The sequence below is a fragment of the Acidovorax sp. ACV02 genome (genome assembly GCF_014851475.1).
Lineage (GTDB): Bacteria > Pseudomonadota > Gammaproteobacteria > Burkholderiales > Burkholderiaceae_C > Acidovorax > Acidovorax delafieldii.
In genome coordinates, this window is the sequence record NZ_JACUZU010000007.1 from 33,257 (window position 1) to 58,599 (window position 25,343).

The 25,343-nt window shown below is 68.1% G+C and carries 24 protein-coding genes; 3 read left to right on the forward strand and 21 right to left on the reverse strand.

Annotation, left to right across the window (positions count from 1 at the left end):
* Position 1: 1 nt before the first annotated feature.
* Positions 2–640, forward strand: a complete 639-nt coding sequence (nth, locus tag IB236_RS16965) for an endonuclease III (protein WP_192421792.1) — start codon at positions 2–4, stop codon at positions 638–640.
* Positions 641–777: 137 nt separating this feature from the next.
* Here nth and IB236_RS16970 read toward each other — a convergent pair whose 3' ends face one another.
* The 6 genes from IB236_RS16970 to IB236_RS16995 form a co-directional block, all read right to left on the reverse strand.
* The gene (locus IB236_RS16970; protein ID WP_192421545.1) at positions 778–1,524 is read right to left on the reverse strand and encodes an aspartate/glutamate racemase family protein; all 747 of its coding nucleotides are present in this window, start codon (positions 1,522–1,524) and stop codon (positions 778–780) included.
* Positions 1,525–1,546: 22 nt separating this feature from the next.
* Positions 1,547–2,311: a GntR family transcriptional regulator gene (locus IB236_RS16975; RefSeq protein WP_192421546.1), complete on the reverse strand. Its 765-nt coding sequence runs from the start codon at positions 2,309–2,311 to the stop codon at positions 1,547–1,549.
* 13 nt (positions 2,312–2,324) lie between these two features.
* A complete protein-coding gene (locus tag IB236_RS16980) occupies positions 2,325–3,212 on the reverse strand; it encodes an ABC transporter permease (protein ID WP_146871346.1) in 888 nt (295 codons plus the stop codon).
* Position 3,213: 1 nt separating this feature from the next.
* A complete protein-coding gene (locus IB236_RS16985; RefSeq protein WP_056064316.1) occupies positions 3,214–4,125 on the reverse strand; it encodes an ABC transporter permease in 912 nt (303 codons plus the stop codon).
* Between the two features lie 182 nt (positions 4,126–4,307).
* Positions 4,308–5,600 (reverse strand): PotD/PotF family extracellular solute-binding protein, encoded by a 1,293-nt coding sequence (locus tag IB236_RS16990; RefSeq protein ID WP_056747170.1) that lies wholly within the window; start codon positions 5,598–5,600, stop codon positions 4,308–4,310.
* 61 nt (positions 5,601–5,661) lie between these two features.
* Positions 5,662–6,756, reverse strand: a complete 1,095-nt coding sequence (locus IB236_RS16995; protein WP_192421547.1) for an ABC transporter ATP-binding protein — start codon at positions 6,754–6,756, stop codon at positions 5,662–5,664.
* A 249-nt stretch (positions 6,757–7,005) separates the two neighbouring features.
* Between IB236_RS16995 and IB236_RS17000 the strand changes: the two genes are divergently transcribed.
* Positions 7,006–8,139: a GGDEF domain-containing protein gene (locus IB236_RS17000; protein WP_225581222.1), complete on the forward strand. Its 1,134-nt coding sequence runs from the start codon at positions 7,006–7,008 to the stop codon at positions 8,137–8,139.
* A 21-nt stretch (positions 8,140–8,160) separates the two neighbouring features.
* On the opposite strand, the gene cobT is transcribed toward IB236_RS17000, so the two are convergent.
* Entirely contained in the window at positions 8,161–9,225 is a 1,065-nt protein-coding gene (gene cobT, locus IB236_RS17005; RefSeq protein WP_192421548.1) for a nicotinate-nucleotide--dimethylbenzimidazole phosphoribosyltransferase, read from the reverse strand.
* Between cobT and IB236_RS17010 the strand changes: the two genes are divergently transcribed.
* The gene (locus IB236_RS17010) at positions 9,224–10,012 is read left to right on the forward strand and encodes a class I SAM-dependent methyltransferase (RefSeq protein ID WP_056064324.1); all 789 of its coding nucleotides are present in this window, start codon (positions 9,224–9,226) and stop codon (positions 10,010–10,012) included. The genes cobT and IB236_RS17010 overlap by 2 nt on opposite strands.
* Before the next feature lie 31 nt (positions 10,013–10,043).
* On the opposite strand, the gene IB236_RS17015 is transcribed toward IB236_RS17010, so the two are convergent.
* The 14 genes from IB236_RS17015 to IB236_RS17080 all read right to left on the reverse strand — a co-directional run bounded on the left by IB236_RS17015 (position 10,044) and on the right by IB236_RS17080 (position 25,233).
* Positions 10,044–11,498, reverse strand: coding sequence for a cobyric acid synthase (locus tag IB236_RS17015; protein WP_192421549.1), 1,455 nt, complete (start codon positions 11,496–11,498; stop codon positions 10,044–10,046).
* Between the two features lie 35 nt (positions 11,499–11,533).
* Complete coding sequence (locus IB236_RS17020) at positions 11,534–11,926, reverse strand: DUF3037 domain-containing protein (RefSeq protein ID WP_116747423.1); 393 nt, start codon at positions 11,924–11,926, stop codon at positions 11,534–11,536.
* Complete coding sequence (locus tag IB236_RS17025; protein ID WP_192421550.1) at positions 11,913–12,707, reverse strand: HipA family kinase; 795 nt, start codon at positions 12,705–12,707, stop codon at positions 11,913–11,915. Before IB236_RS17025 ends, IB236_RS17020 begins: the two co-directional genes overlap by 14 nt.
* Positions 12,704–13,783 carry an aminotransferase class I/II-fold pyridoxal phosphate-dependent enzyme gene (locus tag IB236_RS17030; RefSeq protein ID WP_192421551.1) on the reverse strand — a complete coding sequence of 360 codons (1,080 nt, stop codon included), beginning with the start codon at positions 13,781–13,783 and terminating at the stop codon, positions 12,704–12,706. Before IB236_RS17030 ends, IB236_RS17025 begins: the two co-directional genes overlap by 4 nt.
* Positions 13,780–14,721 (reverse strand): adenosylcobinamide-phosphate synthase CbiB, encoded by a 942-nt coding sequence (cbiB, locus tag IB236_RS17035; protein WP_192421794.1) that lies wholly within the window; start codon positions 14,719–14,721, stop codon positions 13,780–13,782. Before cbiB ends, IB236_RS17030 begins: the two co-directional genes overlap by 4 nt.
* A 69-nt stretch (positions 14,722–14,790) precedes the next feature.
* Positions 14,791–15,360, reverse strand: a complete 570-nt coding sequence (cobO, locus tag IB236_RS17040) for a cob(I)yrinic acid a,c-diamide adenosyltransferase (RefSeq protein WP_056747164.1) — start codon at positions 15,358–15,360, stop codon at positions 14,791–14,793.
* 29 nt (positions 15,361–15,389) lie between these two features.
* Entirely contained in the window at positions 15,390–19,607 is a 4,218-nt protein-coding gene (cobN, locus tag IB236_RS17045; RefSeq protein ID WP_192421552.1) for a cobaltochelatase subunit CobN, read from the reverse strand.
* Positions 19,604–19,990, reverse strand: coding sequence for a DUF2149 domain-containing protein (locus IB236_RS17050; protein ID WP_056064344.1), 387 nt, complete (start codon positions 19,988–19,990; stop codon positions 19,604–19,606). Before IB236_RS17050 ends, cobN begins: the two co-directional genes overlap by 4 nt.
* Positions 19,991–20,051: 61 nt before the next feature.
* Positions 20,052–20,519 carry a hypothetical protein gene (locus IB236_RS17055; RefSeq protein ID WP_008906167.1) on the reverse strand — a complete coding sequence of 156 codons (468 nt, stop codon included), beginning with the start codon at positions 20,517–20,519 and terminating at the stop codon, positions 20,052–20,054.
* Positions 20,520–20,548: 29 nt separating this feature from the next.
* Positions 20,549–21,343: an ABC transporter ATP-binding protein gene (locus IB236_RS17060; protein WP_146871354.1), complete on the reverse strand. Its 795-nt coding sequence runs from the start codon at positions 21,341–21,343 to the stop codon at positions 20,549–20,551.
* Entirely contained in the window at positions 21,340–22,374 is a 1,035-nt protein-coding gene (locus IB236_RS17065; RefSeq protein ID WP_192421553.1) for an iron ABC transporter permease, read from the reverse strand. The genes IB236_RS17060 and IB236_RS17065 overlap by 4 nt, the downstream gene beginning before the upstream one ends.
* Positions 22,371–23,273, reverse strand: a complete 903-nt coding sequence (locus tag IB236_RS17070) for an ABC transporter substrate-binding protein (RefSeq protein WP_192421554.1) — start codon at positions 23,271–23,273, stop codon at positions 22,371–22,373. The genes IB236_RS17065 and IB236_RS17070 overlap by 4 nt, the downstream gene beginning before the upstream one ends.
* Positions 23,273–23,875: a bifunctional adenosylcobinamide kinase/adenosylcobinamide-phosphate guanylyltransferase gene (locus IB236_RS17075; RefSeq protein ID WP_192421555.1), complete on the reverse strand. Its 603-nt coding sequence runs from the start codon at positions 23,873–23,875 to the stop codon at positions 23,273–23,275. The genes IB236_RS17070 and IB236_RS17075 overlap by 1 nt, the downstream gene beginning before the upstream one ends.
* Positions 23,872–25,233 (reverse strand): cobyrinate a,c-diamide synthase, encoded by a 1,362-nt coding sequence (locus tag IB236_RS17080; protein ID WP_192421556.1) that lies wholly within the window; start codon positions 25,231–25,233, stop codon positions 23,872–23,874. The genes IB236_RS17075 and IB236_RS17080 overlap by 4 nt, the downstream gene beginning before the upstream one ends.
* Positions 25,234–25,343: the final 110 nt, after the last annotated feature.

Consider the following 25,343-nt stretch of genomic DNA (forward strand, 5'->3'; position numbering starts at 1 on the left):
GATGAAAACCGCCCAGATCGAGCCCTTCTTCGCCACCCTCAAGGCAGCCAACCCTATGCCCAACACGGAGCTGGAATACACCACCCCGTTCGAGCTGCTGGCCGCCGTGCTGCTGTCAGCCCAGGCCACTGACGTGGGTGTGAACAAGGCCACGCGCAAGCTGTTCCCTGTGGCAGGCACGCCCCAGGCCATCCTGGATTTGGGACTGGAGGGGCTGGAGGGTTACATCAAGACCATCGGCCTGTACCGCACCAAGGCCAAGAACCTGATGGAAACCTGCCGCATCCTGGTGGAGCAGCACGGCAGCGTGGTGCCTCGCACGCGCGAGGCGCTGGAGGCCCTGCCTGGCGTGGGCCGCAAGACGGCCAACGTGGTGCTGAACGTGGCCTTTGGCCAGCCCACCATGGCGGTGGACACACACATCTTTCGCGTGAGCAACCGCACCGGTCTGGCGCCCGGCAAGAACCCGCTTGCGGTGGAGCTGCAGCTGATGAAGCGCGTGCCTGTGGCCTACGCAGTGGATTCGCACCACTGGCTCATCCTGCTGGGCCGCTATGTGTGCCAGGCGCGCAAGCCGCGCTGCTGGGAATGTGTGGTGAGCGAGTATTGCGACTACCGGCCGAAGACGCTGGCGCCCTAACGCGCAGAAAGCACAGCGCTTCAAATTTCATAGCAACCAGCGCATATTCTTCTAGCGCATCCAGCCAAAAACACTCAAAACCTGCGCTCTGGCAGAGATTTCGAGCCCTTGCGCAACCGCCAGCCTGCAAGGCCGGGTCAGACAACGCAGCGGGTGCCCAGCGCCGCCATCTCTTGCGACACCCCCACCCAGGCCACATCAAACCCAGCCACCTTGCGCTCCGGCGGCACGGGATGCGCGCGCAGCGCCCAGGTGGCACCGGCCACCACGCTGTCGATCACGGGCACAGTCACTTGCGGCTGCACGGCGGCAGCCATGCCTGCGAGCCCAGCCCCACCCAGGATGACGGCCTGCACCCCCATCTGCCGCACCACATCCCGGCAGGCCTGGGCGAGCAATGCGCGGGCCGCTTCGGGGTCGGCAGCCAGTTGGGCACCGGTGGGCGCCACGGTGTGAATGCCTGCCAGTGCGTGGGCGTGGCCCAGCGCCTGGGCCAGGCGCTGCAGCATGGGGCCCCAGCGCTCGCCGCCGGTGACGATGGCAAAGCGGCCGTGGCGCGCAGCCTCGATGAATGACGCTTCGGCCAGGCCGGTGACAGGCACCGGACTGCTCTCGCGCAGCGCCATCAAGCCAGGGTCGCCAAAGCAGCCGATCAGCACCGCGTCGGGCGCGGTCTGCGGCTGTGCAATCTCATGCGCCCACACATCGAGCGCGGCGTGGGCCGCCACGGCGTAGCTCGCCTCGCACACGATGTACGGTGCGCCAAAGCGGGCCGTGGCCGTGCGCACCGCCACATGCGAGCCCGCAGCCCCCTGCACATGCCGCTGCAGCAAGGCACTGACATGGGCCGACATGTTGGGGTTGATGACGAGCAGTTGGCGCATGGGCAAGCGTGTGAAAAAACCGTCAGACCCCGCCCAGCAACCGCGCCAGATCGGGCGCCTCTGCCGCAGGCGGCGTGAACTCCAGCTGCGACTCGATCCGCGCCAGGTGGACCAGCATCAGCCGGGGCGCCTCGCGCGCGTCGCGCAGGCGGATGGCGTCGATCAGCGCGCGGTGCTCGCGGCAGCCGCAGGCCGTGGCCTCTTCGCGGGTTTGGGCGTGGCTGGGGCTGTAGGTCATCAGGATGAGCGAGGTGCGCGACACCAGCTCGCGCAGGATGCGCCCCAGCGTCTGGTGCCCTGCTGCCTGTGCAATGTGCAGGTGAAAGTCGCCCGACAGGCGGATGGCACGGCGCATGTCGCCACTGGCGCGGGCGGCCTCTTCGTCGTCGATGCAGGTGCGCAGCGCGGCAATGTCGGCGTCGGTGGCGTTGGCAATGAACAGCTCCACCAGGCGCGGCTCCAGCAGGCGGCGGGCCTCGAACACTTCCAGCGCCTCTTGCGGCGTGGGCTGGGCAATGGATGCGCCCCGGTTGGGTGTGAGCGTAACGACCTGCTCGTTGGCCAGCCGCACCAGCACAGGCCGCACCCGTGTGCGGGACACTCCAAAGGCAGCCGCCAGCTTGTCTTCCACCAGCTTGGTGCCGGGTGGTAACCGGTGGTCGAGGATGGCCGACACCATGCGGTCGTACATGTCGTTGTCACTGAGCTGGCCGGTCGTGTCGGGCTGCACGGGCGGTTCGGTGACCGCAGCGCGCGCGCGCCGGGGCTTGGGGAGGGTGGTCGTCATAAGGGTGCCGTTTTTACCCCGAACGGCCCTTGCGCCTGCGGCCCAAGGCCCACACCAGCGCCAGCGTGATACCCATGACAACGAAGGAGACCACGGTGGTCAGCGTTCCCAGTGCGTAGATGGAGGGAGTGGTCACTGTGCTGGTGAGGCCCTGCAGCTCCAGCGGCAGCGTGTTCACGTCGCCAATGGCCTGCGAGGTGCGGGCGATCTCGTCCCAGCTGAGCGTGAAGCCGAACATGCCAATGCCCACGACCGAGGGAGCGATCAGCGGCAGCACCACATGCGCAAAGCCCTGCCAGGGCGTGGCGCCCAGGTCGCGTGCGGCTTCTTCGTACGCAGGGTTGAAGCGGTTGAACACCGCAAACATGATGAGCAGGCCAAACGGCAGCGTCCAGGTCAGGTGCGCGCCCAGGGCCGAGGTGAACAGGCCCAGCGACGTGCCGTAGCCCTCCAGCGCACTCTCCATGCCCAGCCATTCCAGCGCGGCCTTGATGCCGTTGTCGATGAGCCGGAACTCCAGCCCGATGCCCAACGACACGATGATGGACGGCATGATGAGGCTGGCCACCACGATGAAAAACAGCGTGTTGCCGCCCGCCAGACGCTTGCGAAACGCCAGGCCCGCCAGCACCGACAGCACCACCGTGCACAGCATCACCGCCACGCCCAGGCCCAGCGAGCGCCACAGCGCCGCGCCAATGTCCACCACACCCAGCCCTTCGGCCAGCTTGGCGAACCAGTGCAGCGACACGCCGCGCATGGGGAAGGTGAGCCCGCCCTCGGGGCCCTGGAAGCTCAGGATGAAGATGACGAACATCGGCCCGTACATGAACAGCACGAACAGCGCAAAGAAGATGGCCAGGGGCCAGAAGCTGGCGGGACGAGATTCACGGACTTTCATCTCACAGCTCCTTGCGAATGTCGACGAGGCGCGTGAGGCCCCAGATAATCATCAGCACCACGGCCAGCAGAATCACGGCATTGGCCGCCGCCAGCGGGAACTGCAGGTAAGACGTCTGCACCTGGATGATCTTGCCAATCGATGCGATCTGCTGCCCGCCCATCACGCCGATGGTGACGAAATCGCCCATGACGATGGTGATCACAAAGATCGAGCCGATGATGATGCCGGTGCGCGACAGCGGCACGATCACGTTCCACAGCGTCTGCCAGCCACTCGCGCCGCTGTCGCTGGCCGCCTCGATGAGGCTGCGGTCGATGCGCATCATGCTGTTGAAGATGGGCACGATCATGAACATGGTGTACAGGTGCACAAAAGCCAACACCACCGAGAAGTCCGAGAAAAGCAGCCACTCCACGGGCGTCTCGATCAGGTTCATGCCCATCAGCGTCTGGTTGACCAGCCCATTGCGCCCCAGCAGCGGCACCCACGAGATCATGCGGATCACGTTCGACGTCCAGAACGGGATGGTGCACAGCACGAACAGCAGGGTCTGCATGCCCGAAGAGCGCACATGGAAGGCCAAAAAATAGGCCACGGTGAAGCCGATCACCAGCGTGATCAGCCACACCAGAAAGCTGAACTTGAGCGTGGAGTAATACGTCTTGAGCGTGACACACAGGCCCTCCGACGCATCGCCACAGCCCGCAAAGATCGACACGTAGTTCTTGAACGTGAAGCCCGGCAACAGCTCGTACTCATTGAAGTCCCAGAAGCTGACCATCACGATCAGCGCCAGCGGAATCAGAAAAAACAGCGCGAACACCAGCGTGAACGGCGCAGCCTGCCACCAGGCGGCAATGCTGCGGCCGGGGACAGCTGCAGCAGGTAAGGACTGTGTGGTCGTGCTCATGGTGTTTGCAATCAATGAATTCAAAGGTCTACCGTTCGGCGCTTGCTCTTGAGACTGACGCTGCCCAAGACCAGTGCCCCCGTGCAAGGGCCGCCCCGCCGCACCGGGGGCGTCCCCCTCCCGAACCGCGCAGCGGGTCGAGAGAGGGGTGAAGGCGCGCAGCGCCTCAGGGGGTGCACTCCTTACGCCGCGACGAACTCATTCCACTTCTGCACCATGTAGTTGTTCTCGTCCATCAGCGCGTTCCAGCAAGCGATGCCGCCCATGCGCGACTCGTAGCTGCCGCCGTCGCGCACTGCACCGGCCTTGGCCAGCACATCGCCATTCGGGCTCTTGATGTCCTGCGTGGCGGGCTTGCCTTCCATCCAGTAGGCCCACTCGTAGGCTTCCATCTTGGACTTGGCGGTCTCCAGCACGGCGCTGTAGTAGCCCTGGCGGTTCAGGTAGGCACCGGCCCAGCCGTCCAGGAACCAGTTGATGAACTCGTAGGCGCCATCGAGCTTGCGGCCGCTCAGCGTGGCGGGCAGACCAAAGCCGGCGGCCCAGGCGCGATAGCCTTCCTTCAGGGGCTGGAAGTTGCAGGCGATGCCCTTGGTGCGCACGGCCGTCACAGCCGGGCTCCACATCGACTGGATCACCACCTCGCCCGATGCCATCAGGTTCACCGACTCGTTGAAGTCCTTCCACAGCGCGCGGAACTGGCCCTGCTTCTTGGCCTCGATCAGGGTCTTGATCGTGAGATCAATCTCCTTCTTGGTCATGTTGCCCTTGTCGGGGTACTTGTAGAGGCCCATGGCCTCGACCACCATGGCGGCGTCCATGATGCCGATGGAGGGGATGTTCAGGATGGCGGTCTTGCCCTTGAACTCGGGGTTGAGCAGCTCGGCCCACGAGTTGATGGGGCGCTTGATCAGGTCGGGGCGGATGCCCAGCGTGTCGGCGTTGTACACGGTGGGGATCAGGCTCATGAACTGCGTGGGCGCAGTCGCGAACTTCTTGGACTTTTCACCTTCCAGGTAGATCACCTTCTTGGGTGCCGTGCCCTGGTCACCCACGGCTTTGCCGGCCACCTGGCCGGTAGTGAACAGCGTGGTGATCTTGTCGGCGTTCTTGATGCGCTTGGTGTCGATGCCCTTGAGGTTGCCCGTGGGTACGATCTTTTTCAGCGAGAAGTACTCGGTGTCGATCAGGTCAAAGCTGTTGGGCGCGGTGACGGCGCGCTTGGTCACGTCGTCGGTGGTCACGGCCACGTACTGGATCTCGATGCCGGTGTCGGCCTTGAACTTCTCGGCAATCGCCTTGTCCTGGTTCACCGCCGTGCCCAGGTAGCGCAGCACGATCTTTTCCTGCGAATGCACGGCCGGGAACATGCCAGCGGCCAGGATGCCCGCCGTGCCCTTGAGCAACGAGCGGCGCGCCACTCCAGTGGCATCGGAGACAACAACAGGGGAATCAGCACGGGAAGCATCGGACATGGGAAAACTCCTTGGGTTGCGGAAGGGGACGGGTGAAAAAAGAGAGGACGTGGCGGCGCGGTCAGGCGGCGACGGCCACTGCGGGAGCGGCCACCGCCAGTGATGTGGCAGCAGGCTTGGAGAGCGGGTGTGCCTGGTCGGGCGTCCAGTGCAGTTGCACGCCCTGCCCCACCTGGTAGGGCTGCGCGGCAAAGGCGGCTTCAGACACCATCACCGAATAGGCGGCCGTGGCATTGGCCGACAGGGCCACGCCCTGCTTTTGCAGGCCCAGCAGCACATAGGTGCCCTGGTACTCCACGTCGGTCACCACGGCCTGCATGCGCTGGGCACCCCAGGGCAACTCGGCACTGGCGGGGGCAATCTGCAGGTGGTCGGTGCGCACGCCCACCTTGCCTTCGGGTGTGTCGATCACGTTGTGCCCGCCCATGAAGCGCGCCACGAATTCGCTGGCAGGCCGGTTGTAGACCTCGTGCGGGCTGCCCACCTGCTCGATCACGCCATGGTTCATCACCACCATGGTGTCGGCCAGGGCCATGGCTTCTTCCTGGCTGTGGGTCACATGGATAAACGTCAGGCCCAGCTCCTTTTGCCAGCGGCGCAGCTCGGCGCGCATCTGGATGCGCAGAAAAGGGTCGAGGGCCGACAGCGGCTCATCGAGCAGCAGCACGCGCGGCTGGGTGATCAGGGCCCGCGCCAGCGCCACGCGCTGCTGCTGCCCACCGGAGAGTTCTGCAGGCTTGCGCTCGGCCAGGTGCCCCAGGGCCACGCGCTCCAGCAGGTCGCGCGCCTTGGCCTGGCGTTCGGCCTTGGCCACGCCTTTCATCTTGAGGCTGAAGGCCACGTTATCGAGCGCCGAGAGGTGCGGGAACAGCGCAAAGCTCTGGAACATCATGGCCGTGCCGCGTGCAGCGGCAGGCAGGTCGGTGATGTTGCGGTTCTCCAGCAGGATGTCGCCACTGGTCACCGACTCGTGCCCGGCAATCATGCGCAGCGTGGTGCTCTTGCCGCAGCCCGAAGGCCCCAGCAGGCAGCAGTAACTGCCGCTGGCAATGCGCAGGTTGATCGCATCCACGGCGGGCTTGCCTTGGGCGTAGCGTTTGGTCAGCGCCACGATTTCAATGGCGGCGGAGGTGGGCGCAGGGTGGGTGCTTTGCATGGCGTATGCCCTACGCAAGGCCCATGCCAACTTTGTACACAATGTTTTATGAACTTTGCATACAAAATGCACCAACACGGCGCACATTGCCGCCCCATACCGGTCCACACCCGCGCAGCCCCTGGTCCAACCTCGGGCAAACCATGCACCGAAACAGCGCTGAGCCGTGCGGGTGCGTGGCTATACTGGCTTCGCCTTTGAAACAATTTATTACGTAGGCACGTCCCTCCCCCTCCTCTTGCCTGCCGCATGACGAACCTCGACCCGCGCTCCATGATCGCCCTGGCGGGCTTCATGTCTGCCGTCATGGCCCTGGTGCTGCTGTTCATGCGGCGGCACTACCCGCCCAGCATCCGGGGCGTGGGCGGATGGGCGGCGGCGCCATTGCTGTGGCTGCTGTCCACCGTGCTGTTTGGCGCGCGTGGCGCCATCCCCGACTGGCTGGGCCTGGTGCTGGCCAACCAGTTGCTGGTGCTGGGCTCGGTCACTTATTACATGGGCACCCGCCAGTTCATGGGCCAGCCCGCCACCTGGCGCACCTGGAACTGGGTGATGGCAGGCACCACGGTGGTGTTTGCCTGGCTGACCTACGGGTGGCCCAACTATGCCGTGCGGGTGGGGTTTTTCACCGTGGTGATGGGGGCGCTGTACGCCGCGCAACTGCGTTTCATGCTGCGCCACGGGGGGCGCAACTTCCCGGTGCGGCTGGTGGAGGTGATGCTGGGCCTGCACATGCTGGTACTGGGGGTCAGGCTGGGTTCCATCCTGGCTGGGCACGCGGGCAACGACCTGATGGAGCCCTCGCTGTTCCAGACCCTGTACATCGGTGCCTATGCGCTCACCGTGCTGATGTTGTCCATCGGCGCGGTGCTGATGGCCACAGACCGCTTGCGCACCGAGCTGGAGCACCTGGCCACCTATGACTCGCTGACCCAAACCCTCAACCGCCGTGCCTTGCTGCAGCGCTGCGAGGACGAGCTGGAGCGCGCGCAGCGCTACGGCGGCGGTCCGTCCATCATGATGGTGGACCTAGACAACTTCAAGGCGGTGAACGACACGCGCGGCCACCAGCACGGCGATGCGGTGTTGGTGCACTTTGCCGAGCGCACCCGCCAGGTGCTGCGCCGCGCCGACCGCCTGGGCCGCTACGGGGGCGAGGAATTTCTGGTGCTGCTGCCGGGAGCCGACGCGCAAGCGGCCCTGGCCGTGGCCCAGCGCATCCACGCCACGCTGGCCTCGGGGCACCCGCTGGACTGCGAGGTGAGCATCGGGCTGACCAGCTGGTCCGGGTCACACGAGACCCTGGACGCGATGCTCTCCCGCGCCGACACCGCGCTGTACCGCGCCAAGGAAGAAGGCCGCAACCAGACCGTGGTGGGCTAGAGCCTGCCCAAGCAGGGCGGCTCAGGCCGTCTGCGTCGCCACGCCAGCCGATTCAAAACTCGCCATCTCGCGCAGCACGGCGCAGGCCGATTGCAGCAACGGCCAGGCCAGCGCCGCGCCCGAACCCTCGCCCAGGCGCAAGCCCAGGTCCAGCAGAGGCTCTGCCTGCATCTGCGCCAACATCAGGCTGTGGCCCCGTTCGCCCGAACGGTGGGCAAACACACAGCGCTGCAGCACCTGCGGCGCGATGCGGCTGGCCACCAGCACGGCCGCGCTGGTGATGAAGCCATCCACCACAATCACGCGCCGCTCGGCCGCTGCCTGCAGCACTGCGCCCACCAGCGTGGCCACCTCGTAGCCACCCAGGGCAGCCAGAGCCTCCAACGGGCTGGTGGCGCCCGCATTGGCGTCCAGCGCCTGCTGCAGCACCAAGCGCTTGCGTTCGATACCCGCAGCATCCAGCCCCGTGCCCGCGCCCGTCACCTCGGCCAGCGGCAGCCCCGCCAGGCGCGCCAGCAGCAGTGATGCCACCGAGGTGTTGGCAATCCCCATCTCGCCCAGCAGCAAGGCGTTGCCTGGCAGGGCACGCACCACCTCCACCCCGTTGGCCAGCGCCTGGGCGCATTGCTCGGCACTCATGGCTGGGCCGACGGAGGCATCCTGCGTGCCGGGTGCCACCTTGCGCAGCAACAAGCGCGGCTGACCGGGTGCCGCATCGCGCGCAGCAATGGGCTTGGCCACGCCACAGTCCACCACCGTGAGGCCCAGGCCATGCTGGCGCGCAAGCACGCTCACGGCCGCGCCACCCGCCAGAAAATTCTCCACCATCTGCCAGGTCACATCGCTCGGGAACGCCGAGACACCCCGCGCGGCCAGGCCGTGGTCGCCCGCGCACACCAGCATCTGGGGGGCATGCAGCACGGGGGATTCGGTGCCCAGAATCACGCCCAGGCGCAACGCCAGGCGCTCCAGCAGGCCCAGCGAGCCCAGGGGCTTGGTCTTGTGGTCAATGACGTGCTGCAGGCGGCTGGCCAACGCGGCATCATGCAGGTCAGCAACGGATGGAAGTACGAAAGATGAGGTCATGGTGATGGAGAACACAAAGAACGCCGTGCACAAAGCGGCACAGCAGGGTTTTGAAAAAGAAGCGCAGGCCTACGCGCGCGGCAGGCCGGACTACCCGGCGGCGCTGTCGGCCTGGCTGGCACAGACGTTGGGACTGGGCCCCGGTCGCGAGGTGGCCGATGTGGGCGCGGGCACCGGCAAATTCACCGCGCTGCTCGCAACCACCGGGGCCACGGTGGTGGGCGTGGAGCCCGTGGACGCCATGCGCGCCAAGATCGAAGCGTTGCAACTGCCCACGGTGCGCGCCGTGGCGGGCACGGCACAGGCCATTCCACTGCCGTCCGGCACGCTGGATGCCGTGGTCTGTGCACAGGCCTTCCACTGGTTTGCCACCCGCGAAGCCCTGGACGAATTCCACCGCGTGCTGCGGCCGGGCGGCAAGCTGGGACTGGTGTGGAATGTGCGCGATGAGTCGGTGGACTGGGTGGCCGAGCTCACCACCATCATCACGCCCTACGAGGGCGATGCCCCGCGCTTCTACAAGGGCGACTGGCGCAAACCCTTTCCACACCCCGGTTTCGGCCCATTGGTCGAGACCCGGCTGACCCACGAGCATGTGGGGCCACCCCAGCAGGTCATCGTGGACCGTTTCATGTCGATCAGTTTCATCGCGGCCCTGCCGGATGCTGAACGCGCTGCGGTGCGCGCCCAGATCGAGGCTTTGATAGCCCGACACCCCGCGCTGCGCGGGCAGGACACCGTGCGCTTTCCGTACACCACCCTCGCCTGCCACTGCGAACGGGTGTGAGGGGCTGAATGGCGCCACGGTATCCGGCGTGCTAAGGCGCCACCAGCGCATCCAGCACGCCCGGTGTGAAGCTGTTGCCCAGGAAGCCTGCGAGTCCGTCAAACACGCTGTCCAGCGTGGGCACCTGCGCGCCAAACAGCGCGTGCAGCACCGCAGCGTCCTCGAACAAGCCGTGCAGGTACACGCCCAGCACATTGCCCGCCGGGTTCTGCCAGGCGATGCCGAGGATGACCTCGCGCGCCACATCGCCCTTGGCAGCCATGGCCGGGTGCTGGGCGGTCTGGCCGTGGTGGATTTCGTAGCCCGTGGCGGACACACCCGCCAGCGCGGCCCAGGCCCCCAACACCGCACCAAACTGCGCCTGGGTACGCTGCACGGTCTTGGCAACCTCGAAGGTGGTGACCAGCGGCAGCAGGCCCAGGCCCGGCGCATTGCCGTCGATGCCTGCGGTGTCGATCAGCGCCTCGCCCAGCATCTGCAGGCCGCCACACACGCCCAGCACCGTGCCGCCCTGCCCCGCGTGATGGGCAATGGCCTGGTCCAGCCCTTGCGCGCGCAGCCAGGCCAGGTCGGCAGCGGTGGACTTGGAGCCCGGCAGCACCACCCAGTCGGGGGGCTTGAGGCCCGCCAGGTCGGCCGGGCTGCGCGCCCAGATCAGGCGCACGCCGGGCACGTTCTTGAGCGGCTGGAACTCGTCCAGGTTGCTGATGCGCGGGTAGGCGATGACGGCCACGGTGGTGTGCACCGCGCCCGCTGACAACGTGCGGTCATCGAACACGCCGTCCTCCTCGGGCAGGCCGTGGCGCCATTGCATGGGGATGGTGGCCACGGTGGGCACACCCGTGAGGTCTTGCAGCATCTGCGGCGCAGGCGCCAGCAGGCTGGCATCGCCGCGAAACTTGTTGAGCACAAAGCCTTGGACCAGCGCACGCTCGTCCTCGGGCAACAGTGCCCAGGTGCCGTACAGGTGGGCGAACGCGCCGCCCCGGTCGATGTCGGTCACCAGCAGGCAGCGCGCATCGGCATGGCGGGCCACGCGCATGTTGACGATGTCGCTGGCGTGCAGGTTGATTTCGGCGGGCGAGCCTGCGCCCTCGATCACCACCACGTCGTTCTCGGCACGCAGTGCATCCAGCGCTGCAGCGATCTGCGGCCACACCTTTTCGCTGCGGCCGCGCCAGGGCATGGCCGTGAGTTCGGCGCTCACCTGCCCCATCAGCACGACCTGGCTGTGCGTGTCGGCCTCGGGCTTGAGCAGCAGCGGGTTCATGCGCACCTCAGGCTCGGCACGCGCAGCCAGGGCCTGGAAATACTGGGCGCTGCCGATTTCACCCATCACACCCGCAGGGCCCGACACCACACGTGCGTTGTTGCTCATGTTCTGTGCCTTGAACGGAGCAACCTTCAGACCCTGGTTGCTGTAGTAGCGGCACAGCGCCGTGGTGAGCCAGCTTTTGCCCGCGCCGCTGGTGGTGCCAAGCACCATCACACAACGGGCCAATTGGGGAGCAGAGTTTTCAGTCAAGGCAGTGGGCGGACCATGCGGTCCATGATGTGTTCAAGTGCTGCGGCCGCATCGGTGCAGCGGCCCGTGTGCACGGGAGAGGTCTGGATGATGGCGCTGCGTTTGGCGGTGAGCCAGTGAAAGCGCTGGCGATACGGCAGGCGCGCGATGGGGCCACAGCCTTCGTCGCCCGCACAGATGGCCACGATGGCGGCCAGGTGGCGGCGCACGGTGTCGATGTCGGCGTGCGGGTCCATGGCCAGCAGGCGCGCTTCATCGAGCGCGATGGCAGCCTGCAAAAAGCCGGTGCGCTGGCATGACAGGATCACGCCCGCGTTGATGAATTCCTCGCGCTCCACGCGCGGCACCACGCGCACGATGGCGTAGTCATACACCTCAGGCACGTGCATCGGCGGCCTCCTTCAGTGCATTCACCCAGGTGGCGCGCCCGGCCAGGCGGGCGCAGAAGTAGTCCACATAGGCCTGGCGGTGGGTGGCGGCAGCGGTCAGCAGTCCTTCTTCGTGGTCGGCACCGGCCAGCACCAAAAACTCGTCGGGCACCTCGGCCAGGATGCCCGCCACCACCTCGGGCGTGAGGCGCGCGGCCAGCTCGGCATCCACCTGCGCGAGCAGCGTGGCCCGGGCCAGCAGCACATGGTCGGCAATGGGCGCAAAAGGTTTGGCGGGCTGTGCCACGGTGCCGTTCCAGGCGTGATGAAAGGTCAGCGCCGCACCGTGGTCGATGAGCCAGGGCTGGCGGTGCCACATCAGCAGATTGGTGTTGCGCGCAGTGCGGTCCACATTGCCCACCAAGGCATCGAACCACACGAGGCGCGAGGCAAAATCATCCGACACCACATCCACCGCGGGGTCGAAATTGAGCGCGCCCGACAGGTAATCCAGCCCCACGTTCAGGCCACCGCTGGCGCGCACCAGGTCCTGGATTTCGGGATCAGGCTCGGTCTGCGCCAGGGCGGGGTCGAGCTGGGCCAGCACGATCTCGGGCACGGGCAGGCCCAGCGCACGGGCGATGCCACCCGCAATGATCTCGGCCAGGAGTGCGCGCACGCCCTGCCCTGCGCCACGGAACTTGAGCACGTAGGTGCCCAGGTCGTCGCCCTCGACGATGGCGGGCATGGAGCCACCTTCACGCAGCGGCGTGACGTAGCGATTGACGGTGATGGTTCTCACAAGGTCTCCCTCGATCCGATGGAATGCGGGATGGTACGGCCCGCAGGGCCCAAGACGGCCTGCCATGCGGCCCGCAGCGCATCTTGTGCGGCGGGCGCCAGCACCCCCAGGCGCACGGTGCCGGGCAGGCCGAACGACGCCGCATCGCGCAGCTTGATGCCACTGGCGCGCAGCGCAGCCAGATCGCTCTGCAACGTGTGGGTAGCAGGCTGCACGCAGAAATAGTTGGCCAGGCTGCCCGCGTGCACAGCCCAGCCCAGATCGGTGCACAAGGCCAACTGGCGCGCCTTCCAATCGCCCAGAGTGCGCAGGCTGTGCACCAGCCATTGCTGCACGGTGGCCTGCGTCCACGCCTGCAGCAGTGCCACGCCGTGGGCGCCCACGGGCCAGGAAGACGCCAGGGCCGTCAGCCCCAGCGCCTGCTCTTCACAGTCTGGCGGCGCAATCGCATAAGCGGCACGTACACCCGTCAGCCCCAGGGCCTTGTTGGGGGTCCAGAGCTGCCAGCAGGCCGAGGGCATGAGCGGCGACGGCGCGCCAGCCCATGCGCCCTCCGCGCCGAGCCGCAGGGGGACATACGCGCAGTCGAACACACGCCAGGCAACGTCGGCATCGCTTTGTCTCCAACCGCGCAACGAGGGATCTTCCACACCCAGAGGGCTGGAGGGCTCGCACGCCCATTGCAGGCCCGCTGCGGCGCCGCCGCCCCGCAGCACCTCCAGCCCGCGCACCTGCGCGGCCTGGGCATAGTCGCCATAGCTGTGTGGCGGCACGGCTACCTGCACCGCGCCCTGCTGTGCGGCCAGCGCGGTGATGCGGTGGATGAACTCGCTGGCACTCGCGGCCAGCACGATGCGCCCCGGCACCACGCCATGGAAGGCGCCGAGGGCCTCGCGCAGCGCCGTGTAGGCCGGGTCGGGGTAGCGCGTGGCGTCGGCCGCCTGCACGGCGTGCAGCGCCTCGGGGCATGGCCCGCAGGCGTTGCTGTTGGTCGAGAAATCAAACACCGGAACGCCCGCGGCGTCCGGGCCACCGTGCAACGGCGTGGGCGCAGAGAAACGACGCGGCGAGCTCATGCATGCGCCCAGGCAAACACCACCAGCACCAGCAACTGCAGGCCCGCCACCACGGGCACCATGGCCAGCACCACCTGCATGCCCAGGCGTGCAGCGCGCCGCGTATCGAGCGGCCCCGCCCGGCGGCCCTTGCTGTGCAGCGTGTACACCCCGGGCTTGGCCAGGCGCACGTTCAACGCCAGTGCCATGGCCGCCATGGGCCAGCCGCTGTTGGGCGATGGCGTCTTGCGCGCCTGGCGGGCCAGCGTGGAAAACGGCAGTCCCCTGGCGACCACCGCCAGCAACAAGGCGGTGATGCGGGCCGGCACCCAAGACAGCACATCGTCCGCCCGCGCCGCCCACTTGCCCGCCCATTGCCAGTAGCGCCCGCTGCGCATGCCGGGGTAGCCCCACATGGCGTCGGCCGTATTGGCCATGCGGTACAGCGCAGCCCCTGGCAGGCCCAGCAGCGCAAACCAGAACAGCGGCGCCACCACGGAATCGTTGAGGTTCTCGGCCAGCGACTCGATGGCCGACTCGCGCACCTGCACGGCGGTGAGAGCGCTCACGTCCCGGCTCACCAAGCGAGCCAGCTGCGCGCGCCCGGCGGGCAGCGACTGGCCCAGCGCCACCTCCACCGCCAGCACCTCGTCGTGCAGCATGCGCCAGGCCAGCAGGGGCTTGAGCAGCAGCGCCAGCATGCCGAGGGCAAGCCAACCCATCAGCGTCAACGCCAGGTGCTGCAACCACCAGGAAACTATCAAAACAATAGCAGCCAAGGCAATCCACACTATCGCCCCCAGCCAAAAACGCCGAAAGTCCTGTGCCACAGGCGTCAGCGGGGCCACCCGCTCGCCTCCCCAGTGCAAGGCCGTGCCCATCCACACCACCGGGTGCCAGCGGGCGGGCGGCTCCCCCAACCACCAGTCAATGGCCAGTGCCAGCAGCGGCACGCCCATCCACACCGCTGCCGCAGGCCAGCCCAGGCCAGGGAGCAGTAGCAAGGACCAGTGCTCGGACACAGTGGCTCAGTCTTCGATGCCGCGCTGCGCGGGAATGCCCGCCTTGAACGCGTGCTTGATCAGCTGCATCTCGGTCACGGTGTCGGCCAGCTCGATGATCTCGGGGGGGCAGCGGCGGCCGGTGAGGCACACGTGCACGTCCTTGGGCCGATCGCGCAGGGTCTGCAACACGCCGTCGAGCGGCAGCCAGCCGTAGATCAGCGGGTAGGTGATCTCGTCCAGCACCACCAGAAAATGCTCGCCCGACAGGATGGCGGCGCGCGCCTTTTCCCAGCCGTCGCGCGCAAGCTGGGCCGAGTGCTCCAGGTCCTTGCTCTTCCAGCTGAAGCCGTCCCCCAGCCCCTCGATGGGCAGGCCAATCTGCTCGAACATGCGGTGCTCGCCAAAACGCGCGGTGGGCACCTTCATGAACTGAAAGATCTTCACGGCCTTGCCCCGGCCATGGGCGCGCAGCGCCAGGCCAAAGGCGGCCGTGCTTTTGCCTTTGCCGTCGCCGGTGTTGACGATAACAAGGCCCCGGCGTTCGCCCTCGGGTTTTTCGTAGCGTTTTTCGGTGGGCGGGGTTTCGATCTGCATGGTGTCGATTCTTTCAGAGAGACCGGGCATCACACGCCGGCCGGTTGCAAAGGGGAAGACAGCGAGGACGGACGGCGCGCCTGCCACGCGGCACCCGCCATCGCCACCAGAGCCATGACCAGCAGGGCCACGATGCCGGCCATGCGCTCCACGGGGCTGGGTTCGGTGGCGCTGTCAGAAGGGGTCGGCTCGGGCTGCCGCTCGAGCAACACGCCCATGGTAGGCACGGCGGGCGCGGAAGGTGGTGCTTCTGCCTGGGCGGGCGGCGCGGGCAGGTCAGCGGCGGGGGGCGCGGGCTGTGGCGCTGCCAGGGCTGGCGACTGCGGCGCGGCAATGGCCATGCCAGCAGGCGGGGTCAGCTCTACGGACTCACCACGCGCCGCTCGCTCCACCCAGCGGCGCACGCTGGGCAGCTCGGCCGCCAGCGGCGCGGCGCGCGTCAGCTCCTGGTACATCTGCGCCAGTTGTTTTTGCGTGTCGGCATCGGCCTGCCAATAGCCCTGGCGCTGCGCCTGCACCAGGCGCTCCAGCGACTGGGCATAGGCCTGAGGATGCTCTTTGAGCCACTCGGGCAGGCCCAGCTGGTGCTTGTCGCGCACCAGCACGTCATAAAAGCTTTGCCAATGGTCGCTGCGCACCGTGTCGGGCGCTACGGCCTGCCAGCCCCAGGCGAACTGCACGGCCTTGAGCACCTGCAGCGTGCCCGAATAGCCCTCGGCCTTCTGCGCCTGGAGCCAGCCCGGGTGCAGGTAGCGCGACTGCATCTCCAGCGCAATGGCGCGCTGTGCAGTTTCGGTAGTGGGCTCGCCTGCATCCTGCAGCTGGGCCACATGCAGCTCCAGCCCCTGCGCTCGCCCGGCCACGCGGGCGGCCGCCGACAGGCCGCCCAGGTACTGGAACGGGTCGTCCGAGCTGACCATGGCATACAGGTGCGAGCTGCGCGACAGGATGGCGGCATCGGTGCGGCGCAGGTGGGCACCCAATGCCTGGGCCGCCACACTGCCCGCCACGCCGGTCACGGGTTCACCCTCCAGATAAGGCTGGCTCATGCGTTCGAGGAACATCTGGCCCAGGCGCGCATCGTTGGTTTGCAGGCCGTCGCTTTGCACCGCGTCCGACAGGCCGGTGCCATAGTCGCCCACCGCATTGCCGAACGAGCGCACGCGCGCCAGTTGCTCGGCCTGCGCGCGGGGCACGCCCTGCTTGCGCAGCTCCTGGCCGATCTGCGCGGTATTGCGAGCGATCACGTTGCCGGGCTCGGCCGTGGCGGCCTGGGCCACCGCGCGGTCGAGCAGCGCCATCAGCGCGGGAAACTGGTCGCGGTACGAGCCGGTGATGCTCATGAGCACATCGACGCGCGGGCGTTTCAGCTCATCGGCGGGGATGGTCTCGACGCGCACCGGGCGGCCCGAGTCATCCCACACCGGGCGTATGCCCAGCGCCACGAGCGCCTGCGCTTCCATGATGCCCTGGTGGCGCAGCGTTTCACCCGCCCACAGCGACAGCGCCATGCGCTCTGGCGCCTGGCCGCCATGGCGCGCCTGGTAGTCCTTGAACCAGTCGTTGAATAGCGTCTGCGCCACGGCATAGGCCTGGCGTGTGGGCAGGCGGCTCGGGTCCAGCCCCATGAGGTTGCGGCCTGTGGGCAGGCTGTCGGGGTTGCGGATGGGGTCGCCACCGTAGGCCGCGGGCAGGTAGCGCCCTTCCAGCGCAGCCAGCATGCCGGGCAGCTCGCCCTCCGTGGCCAGCAGGCGCTCCAGCTCCTGCGCGCGCTGGGCCAGCTGCAGCAGCGCGGGCGTGTCGATGGGTTTGCGCGCGGCGCGGTTGGGCACATGGTCTTCGGCGCGCACCAAGCCGTCCTGTGCTGGCGGTGCGTCAGGCAGCACGGGGCGCAGGTCCAGCACGCTGGCGGCCTGCGCATCCTTCAAGGCCACTTCCAGCCAGCGCGCAGGGCGTGCAGCCAGCACCGCATCGTGTTTGATGAGAAAGGCCTCATCGATGTCCTCACCCAGCGCCTCGATCAGTGGCTTGCGCAGCGCCTGCAGGATGGTCTCGCGCCGCTGCTCGGGCGCGGGCACGCGGCCGAACACGGCCAGGCCCTTGGGCTGCGAGCTTTGCGCGAGCTGGTCCAGGTAGGGGTGCAGGATTTCAAGAAAGCCGTGGAAGTCAGCCGCGATGCGCTCGGCGCTCCAGCCCAGGTCGCGGTGCAGCTGGTGTTCTACAAACTGCGCCACCAGCTGCTTTTCGAGCGCGCGGCGCGTGGGGCCTTCGTCCACGGTTTCCCATTCGTGCATCACCTCGTGCATGTGGGCCATGCGGGGCTCGAAGCCCGCCGGGGCGAACACGGGCGTGCGGTGGCTCACCAGCACGGCGCGGCCCCGGCGCTTGGCCGTGAGGGCCTCGCCCAGGTTGTCCACGATGTAGGGGTAGACCACGGGCAGGTCACCGAGCGGCAGCAGCGCGTCGTCGTGCACATCGAGCGCACGCGCCTTGCCACCGGCCCATTCCTGCGTGCCGTGGGTGCCAAAGTGGATGAGCGCATCGGCCTCCAGCTGCGCCCACAAGTACACAGCCAGATAATGGTGCGACAGCGGCGCCTTGCTCTTGTGCATGAACGGGTTCTGGCCCAGGCGCAGGGTTTCTTCGCGCGGGGGCTGGGGCAATACCGAGAGCTTGCCCACCTGCAGGCGCGGGATGACGAACATCTTTTCGCCCTGCCAATCGACCACGTAGCGGCTCTTTGCGGGCGCGCCCCAGTGCGCGTTCATACGCTCGCGCACAGCCTTTGGCAAGGCGGCCAGGTGCTGCTCGTAGCGCGCCAGCGGCAGCGCGGCGGCCTGGCCGTTTTGCAGCAGCGCGCGCACATCGGTGCCGGGGTAGTAGGCGGCCAGCAGCGGTTTGAGCCCATCAATCCAGCCCTGCTCGGGCACACGCTCAGTACGGTAGCCCGCCTGGGCCAGGCCGCCAGAGACCTGTTCCAGGCTGCGCGGCACGTTGAGGAACGAGGCGCCAAAGTTGGTGCCACCCGGCGGGTAGTTGTAGACCATGGCCACCAGGCGCTTGTCGGCGGCGGGTTTGGTCTGCAGCGCGATCAGGCGCCGTGCCTTGGCCGCCACGGCCTGGGCCTGGCGCTCTATGAGGCGGAAGTCCCGGCCCTCGGCACCGTGGGCCGCCACCAGGATGGGATCGATGGCACCTGCCGCTTCGGGCTGCGCTAGGTAGAACGGCACATCGGACAGCGAGAGGCCCGTATCGCTGGCCTCCCACGCAGCGGCATCACCTGCGCGGTAAGGCTGCGTGCCCAGCAGCGGCACGCCCCAGCGCGCCAGCAGCGGCTGCAGCGCCGCGGCCTGGGGCACGAGCTGGTGCAGCACCAGGGCCGACGCATGCAGGCGGCCGGGGCCAGAACCACTGGCCGGGGGCAACTCCAGCACCTCGGCCAGGGTCTGCGCCGTGACCTGCTGGCCAAAGGCGGCATAGGCAAACAGGCCCTGCTGGCGGAAGGTGCGCAGCCAGGCATCGAGCCATTCGGTGCTGCCATCCACAAAATGGTGGCGGTGCACCAGCACGGCCACGGCGGGCAGGCTGCGCAGCGCGGGCTGGCCCTGGCGCCAGGCCTCCAGCGCGGCGGCGTTGGGCAGCAGGCGGGGCGCGTCGGGGTGGTAGATACCCCGGGGGGGCAGGATGTCGGGCGCGGGCAAGGTCGGCATCGCAACACCCGCGACCGCGGCGCGCGCCAGGGCGATGGCGTTCTTGAGATTGCGCGGGCCGCCCGCCTGCAGGTAAGCCACCATGCGGGCAGGAGCCTCCAGCGCAGACAGGTCCACAGCAGGCGTGCCCGCAGGCACCCAGGCCACGCGGCCCGGGGCGCGTGAGGCGCGGGCATCGAGCTGCGCGCCGGCCATGCGGCGCAAGCGCGCCTCCACGCTGGCATGCGGTGCATCCACCCACACCATGGCGGCGCCTGCCAGTGCGCGCTCCAGCTTCTGGGCCTGGGCCGCGTCCAGTACTGCCGGGCCGGCCAGCGGGAAATCGATGTGCACAAAGCCCAGGCCCGCGTCGGAGGCCAGGCGCTGCACCATGGCCGTGCGCGGGGCGGTGGTGATGTCGGAGGTGAGCCAGAGCAGCACCGGCGCTGTTTTATCAGCGCCGCCCGCTGCCAAGGCTTTCTCAGCCTGGACGGCATGCACCAGCGGCGCAGCAAGCAGCAGGCACCACAGTGCCGCACGCAAGATCAGTGTCTTCATGGCTTGGCGGGTGCCGGCGTGGCGGCGCCACCCGCGCCACCGGCCGAAGCGCTGGCAGGAGCAGCGCCCGTTTCAGGGATGTAGACGATATTGCCGTCTTCCAGCTTGTAGGCCACGCCCGCGCGCACGCCCTGCCCTTGCGCTGCGCTGCCAGCGCCCTTGAAGCGCACTTCCTTGCCCTGCTCGCGCACGACCACTTCCATGTCGGGCTGGCCGGGGTTGCGGATGATGGTGACGCTTTCGTTAGCGCTGGTCTGGGTCTGCACGGCCACGGCCGTGAGCAGCGCCACCACCAGCACCAGGAACACGTCCACCAGGTTCACGGCGGACAGCATCGGATCGTCGTCGTCCTCGGCCAGGACGTTCAAGTGGCGAAGGCTCATGAGACACCTCCGCGCTGCGCGCTGCGTTGTGCAGCTTGCTTGGGGCGGCCCGGCGCGGCGCTCATTGCGCCACCCCGCGCTCCTTGCGCACCACCAGCAGTTCGGCCAGCAGCCAGCGACGGCGCACCGAATACACCACCAGGCCCACCGACGCGGCGGCCAGCGCCAGCACCACGCCCGCAAAGGCGCCGCTGAAAACGGCCAGCGCCTGCTGGCCGTTGCCCGCCGCCACGCTCTGCAGCGCGGGGCCCAGCGGGATCATCGTGGCGATCAGCCCCAGCATGGGCGACAGGCGGCTGAGCAAGCGCACGGGCTCCACCTGGCGCACCAGTTGCAGCTCCAGCTCTTCCATCGACAAGCCAGGGGCCACGCGCAGCGAGCGGTACTGCGGCTGGCGCCAGCGTTGCCACGCCTCCATGAGCGTGGCGCCGCCCGACCACAACGCGTAGACAAACGCCAGCCCCACCAGCACCAGCACCGGCCACAGCAACGACTGCGCGACCTGCGAGAAACCCGATTCGATGTTCATGCTTCCACTCCCTCAATCCATGTGTTGTTTCATTGGCTGTGCTTGCGCTGCATCGATGGCAGCGCCATCCACATGCCATCCAGATGCCGCACGTGGATGCGGTGGTCAAACACGCTCTCCAGTGCCGCGTGCGTGGCGGGTGCATCGCAGGCGCCCTGGTGCAGCACGCGGCCCTGTGCCATCACCACCATGTCGTCGGACTGCAGTGCCAGCGACACCTCGTGCAGCACGCTGACCACCGTGCCCCCCGCATCGACCAGTGCACGCATGGTGTGCAGCCAGTCGGTCTGGTGCGGCGGGTCGAGGTTGGCCAGGGGCTCGTCCATCAGCAGCACCTGCGCCTGCACCGCCAGAGCGCGGGCCAGCAGCACGCGCTGGCGTTCGCCGCCCGACAGCTGCGACAGCGGGCGGTGGCGCCAGTCCCAGGCCTGCGTGGTGCGCAGCGCCTGCTCCACCGCTGCGTGGTCGGCCGCACCCGGCGGTGCCAGCCAGGCCTGGTGCGGCAGGCGGCCGAGCATGGCCACGTCATAACTGGTCAGGTCGTCGGCCGAGCCTTCGTTCTGCCCCAGCCAGGCGAGCTGGCGGGCGCGTTCGCGCGCCGGGATTTGCGCCAGCGGGCGGCCTAGCAACAACACGTCACCCTGCACCGCCACACGCGGCAGCAGGCCCGCCAGCACCTTGAGCAGGGTGGACTTGCCCGCGCCGTTGGGGCCGACGATGCTGGTCCAGCGCCCGGCGGGCAATTGCAGGTCAATGCCCTGCAATATCGAGCGATTCCCGATGCTGGCGCTTATTCCATTTGCACTGATAGCTATTGATTTCATAGTGCGCCCCCCTGCGAGGTGCGCCGGTGCATGAGCCACAGCAGATAGGTGCCGCCCAGGGCCGCCGTTAGGACGCCCACGGGCAGCTCCTGCGGCGCCAGCAGCCAGCGCGCCAGGATGTCGGCCGCCATGAGCAGCACCGCGCCCATCAGGCTGGAGAGCACGATGTGCCGTTCGTGTGTCACGCGCACGATGGAACGCACCAGGTGCGGGGCCGCCAGCCCCACAAAGGCGATGAGCCCCGTCTGCGCCACCGCCGTGCCCGTGGCCAGCGCCATGGCAGCCACCAGCCCCACACGCATGGGCATGAGCGGCAGGCCCAGGCTGGCGGCGGTGGCCTCGCCCAGCGTGAGGCCGTCCAGCGCACGTGCCAGCATCCAGGCAACCACCGAGCACAGCGCCCAGGCCACGGCCATGAGCAAGCAGGCCGCCCAGCCCACAAAAGCCGTGCTGCCCAGCGTGAAGGCCTGCATGGCCTGCAGGATGTCGGGCGAGGCCAGTTCCACCAGGTCACGCAGCGCACCCAGCACCACGCCCACAATCACCCCCGCCAGCAACAAGCGCAGCGTGTGCTGCACGCCCTTGGCGAGCAGCAGCGTGAGCACCACCGCCCCCGCCGCGCCCAAAAATGCCATGCCCGTGATGCCGATACGGGCCATCCACTGCGCCGCCACCGGCGACACCCCGAAGAGCGCCATGGCGACAGCCCCGCCCAGCGCTGCGCCCGAGGCGCTGCCCAGCAGGTACGGATCGGCCAGCGGGTTGCGAAACAAACCCTGCGCCACCGCGCCCGACAGGCCCAGCAGCGCGCCAGCCAGCCACGCGCCCAGCGTGCGCGGCAAGCGGATGTCCCACACGATCTGCCAGGCCACGGAGTCGCCGTACATGCGCAGCACGCTGTCAAAACCCGTGCTGCCCACGCTGGCGCCACACACCGCCAGCAACGCGCTGGCGAGCAACAGCCAGGCGGCACACCATGCGGCGCGGCGGCTGGCGGAACCCGTGGGCAAGTCGATCGCACTGCTGGTCATGACGCCTTGTCCACCAGACACCGCGCCATGATGCGGGCCGCCTCGGCCATGCGCGGCCCAGGGCGCACCACCACATCGGAATCGCCGGGGCCAAACACGCACAGCCGGTTCTCGCGGATGGCACGCATGGAAGCCCAGCCGGGGTACGGCACCATGGCCTGCATGCTGCGGTTGCCGATCATGATGATGTCGGGGTTGGCGCGCACCACGAACTCGGGGTTCAGGCGCGGAAACGGCCCCAGCGATGCTGGCACCACGTTGCGCACGCCCAGCCGGGTGAGCGATTCGCCAATGAACGACGCCTCGCCCGCGGCATAGGGCCCACGGCTCACCTCGAAGTACACACGCACATTTTTGGCCTTGGGCGGCAGGGACTGTGCAGCCGCCAGCACGCCCGCGTCGATCACACGCCAGAGGCGGTCGGAGCCTTGCGCGCGGGGCACGCCCAGCAGGTCGCTCACCGTGCCCAGCACGCGGCGCACGTCGGCATGCGTCTTGGGCTCCAGCTGCACCACGGTGAGGCCGAGCGCCTCCAGCCGGTCACTGGCGCGCGAGCTGACGGACATCAGCACCACATCGGGCTTGAGTGCCACGACGGCCTCGATGCTCGGGTCCAGCCCGCCCCCCACCTTGGGCAGCTTGGCAATCACGGCCTCCGGCCAGTTGGAGTAGCGGTCCACACCCACCAACCGGTGGCATTGCTCCAGTTCGCACACGCTTTCGGTCAACGAGGGCAACAGGCTGACGATGCGCAGGGGGGGCCGGGGCAGCGAGACCTCGCGGCCCCGGTCGTCCCGGATGTGCACCGGCTGCGCACGCGCGAGGCCGGCCATCAGCAGGCCCAGCAGCACCAGGATGGCGATGACCCACAGGATGCGGCGCACGGGGGTTGGTTTCATCAGCAGGGTTCCTTCAAAGTGAGAGGCAGACCGGCAGCCATCAACGTGACCCGTGGACACACCTGCGCCACCTGCTGGTTGAGCATGCCCAGCGCATCGACAAAGGCGCGCACCTCGCGCCCCATCGGGATGACCCCCAGGCCAATTTCGTTGCCCACCAGAACAACGGGCCCGGGGGACTGCCGAATTGCTTCCAAAAACATAGCGGCCTGGGCATTCCACTCTAGCGCTTGCGCCTGTTTTTGCTTCAAATCCATGGTTTCGAACCCCAGGGGCATGGTCCAGTGGGTGAGCCACAGCGTGAGGCAGTCCACCACCACGAGGGTTTGCGGCGCGCTGTGCCGCGCAACGGCAGCGGCCACATCGCGCGGCTCTTCCACCGTCTGCAAACCTGGCACGCGCTCGGCACGGTCGCGCTGGTGGCGGGCGATGCGGTCGCGCATCTCGTCGTCCCAGGCCTGCCCGGTGGCGATCAGCACGGCGCGGTGGTCGGCGGACCGGGCCAGCCAGTCGCGTGCCAGCAGCTCAGCGCGGCGGGATTTGCCGCTTTTCTGACCGCCCAGGATGAGTTGGGTAGTGATGGGATGCGACGCGGATGTCATGCTTTGCTCTGGCCGCCGAGAAGATGCGCAACCGCCTCGGGGCTGGACGGGAACCACGCATGGAAGTAGCTGGCATGGATGCTGCCCTGCTGGTACAGAGCCTCCCCCGCATCCGGCGCAACCGCCTCGTTGGGCCGCGCCGTGCGGGCCACCACGGGAGCGCTGCTGTCGCTGGTCGAATAGTGGAAGGTGTGGCCGCGCAGCGTATGTCCTGCCACGGTCAGCTGCTGCGGCCCCAGGGCCGCCAGGCGCTTTTGCATGGTCACGCGGCCGGGCAGCAGGCCCCACAGCGGAGCCGCGCTGCCATCGGCCAGCGTGATGGAATCAAACAGCGCCATCATGCCGCCGCACTCGGCCCACAGGGGTTTGCCTGCGGCCACATGGGCACGCAGGCTGGCCAACATGCCGGTGTTGGCCGCGATCTGCGCGGTGTGCAGCTCGGGGTAACCGCCGGGCAGCCACACGGCATCGCAGTCCGGCAACGCCGTGTCTTGCAGGGGCGAGAAGAACGCCACGCGGGCGGCCATCTGTTCCAGGCATTGCACATTGGCGGCGTAGGTAAAACAGAACGCCGCGTCACGCCCCACGGCCACGGTGCGGCCCGCGAGCAGCGATGGCGCAGCAATCTTCGAGGCGGGCGCCGGAAAGTCCGCAGCCCAGCGCTGCATATCCTCCAGCGTCATCTGGCCCAGGGGGGTAGCGGCCAGGGCATCGGCCGCTGCGTCCAGCCGCTGCAAGCTGTCGTCCAGCTCGTGCGCGGCCACCAGGCCCAGATGGCGCTCGGGCAGCAGCGCGGCGCCAGCCTTGCCCGCAGCAGAGGCAGCACCAGGCTGCACCCGCATCAGCGCCCCCATCCAGTCATCCACATCGTGCAAGCCGTCACGCAACATGTCGGCATGGCGGGCACTGCCGACGCGGTTGGCCAGCACACCGGCCCAGGGCAGGCCCGGGCGGTAGTGGCGCAGGCCATAGGCCAGCGCACCAAACGTGCCCGCCATGGCGGAGGCATCGACCACCGCCAGCACCGGCACCGCAAAGTACCGGGCCAGGTCGGCTGCGCTGGGGTTGCCGTCAAACAGACCCATCACGCCTTCGATCAGGATCAGGTCCGACTCGCGCGCAGCATCGTGCAGACGCTGCGCACAGTCGGCCTCACCGTTCATCCACAAATCGAGCTGGTGCACCGGCGCACCACTGGCCAGCTGGTGCCAATGCGGGTCCAGGAAATCCGGCCCGCACTTGAACACTCGCACCCGCCGGCCCTGGCGCGCATGCAGGCGCGCCAAGGCGGCAGTGACGGTGGTCTTGCCCTGCCCGGAAGCCGGGGCTGCAATCAGCAACGCGGGGCACCTGGTCATTTCAGCCACCCTGGGGAACACATGCCCAGCATGCCTATGAAACTGGCACGCACGATGCCAGTGCCACCGTGGAACTGGCTCCGCCAGGCCACGCGTGGCGTCCCCCCGTG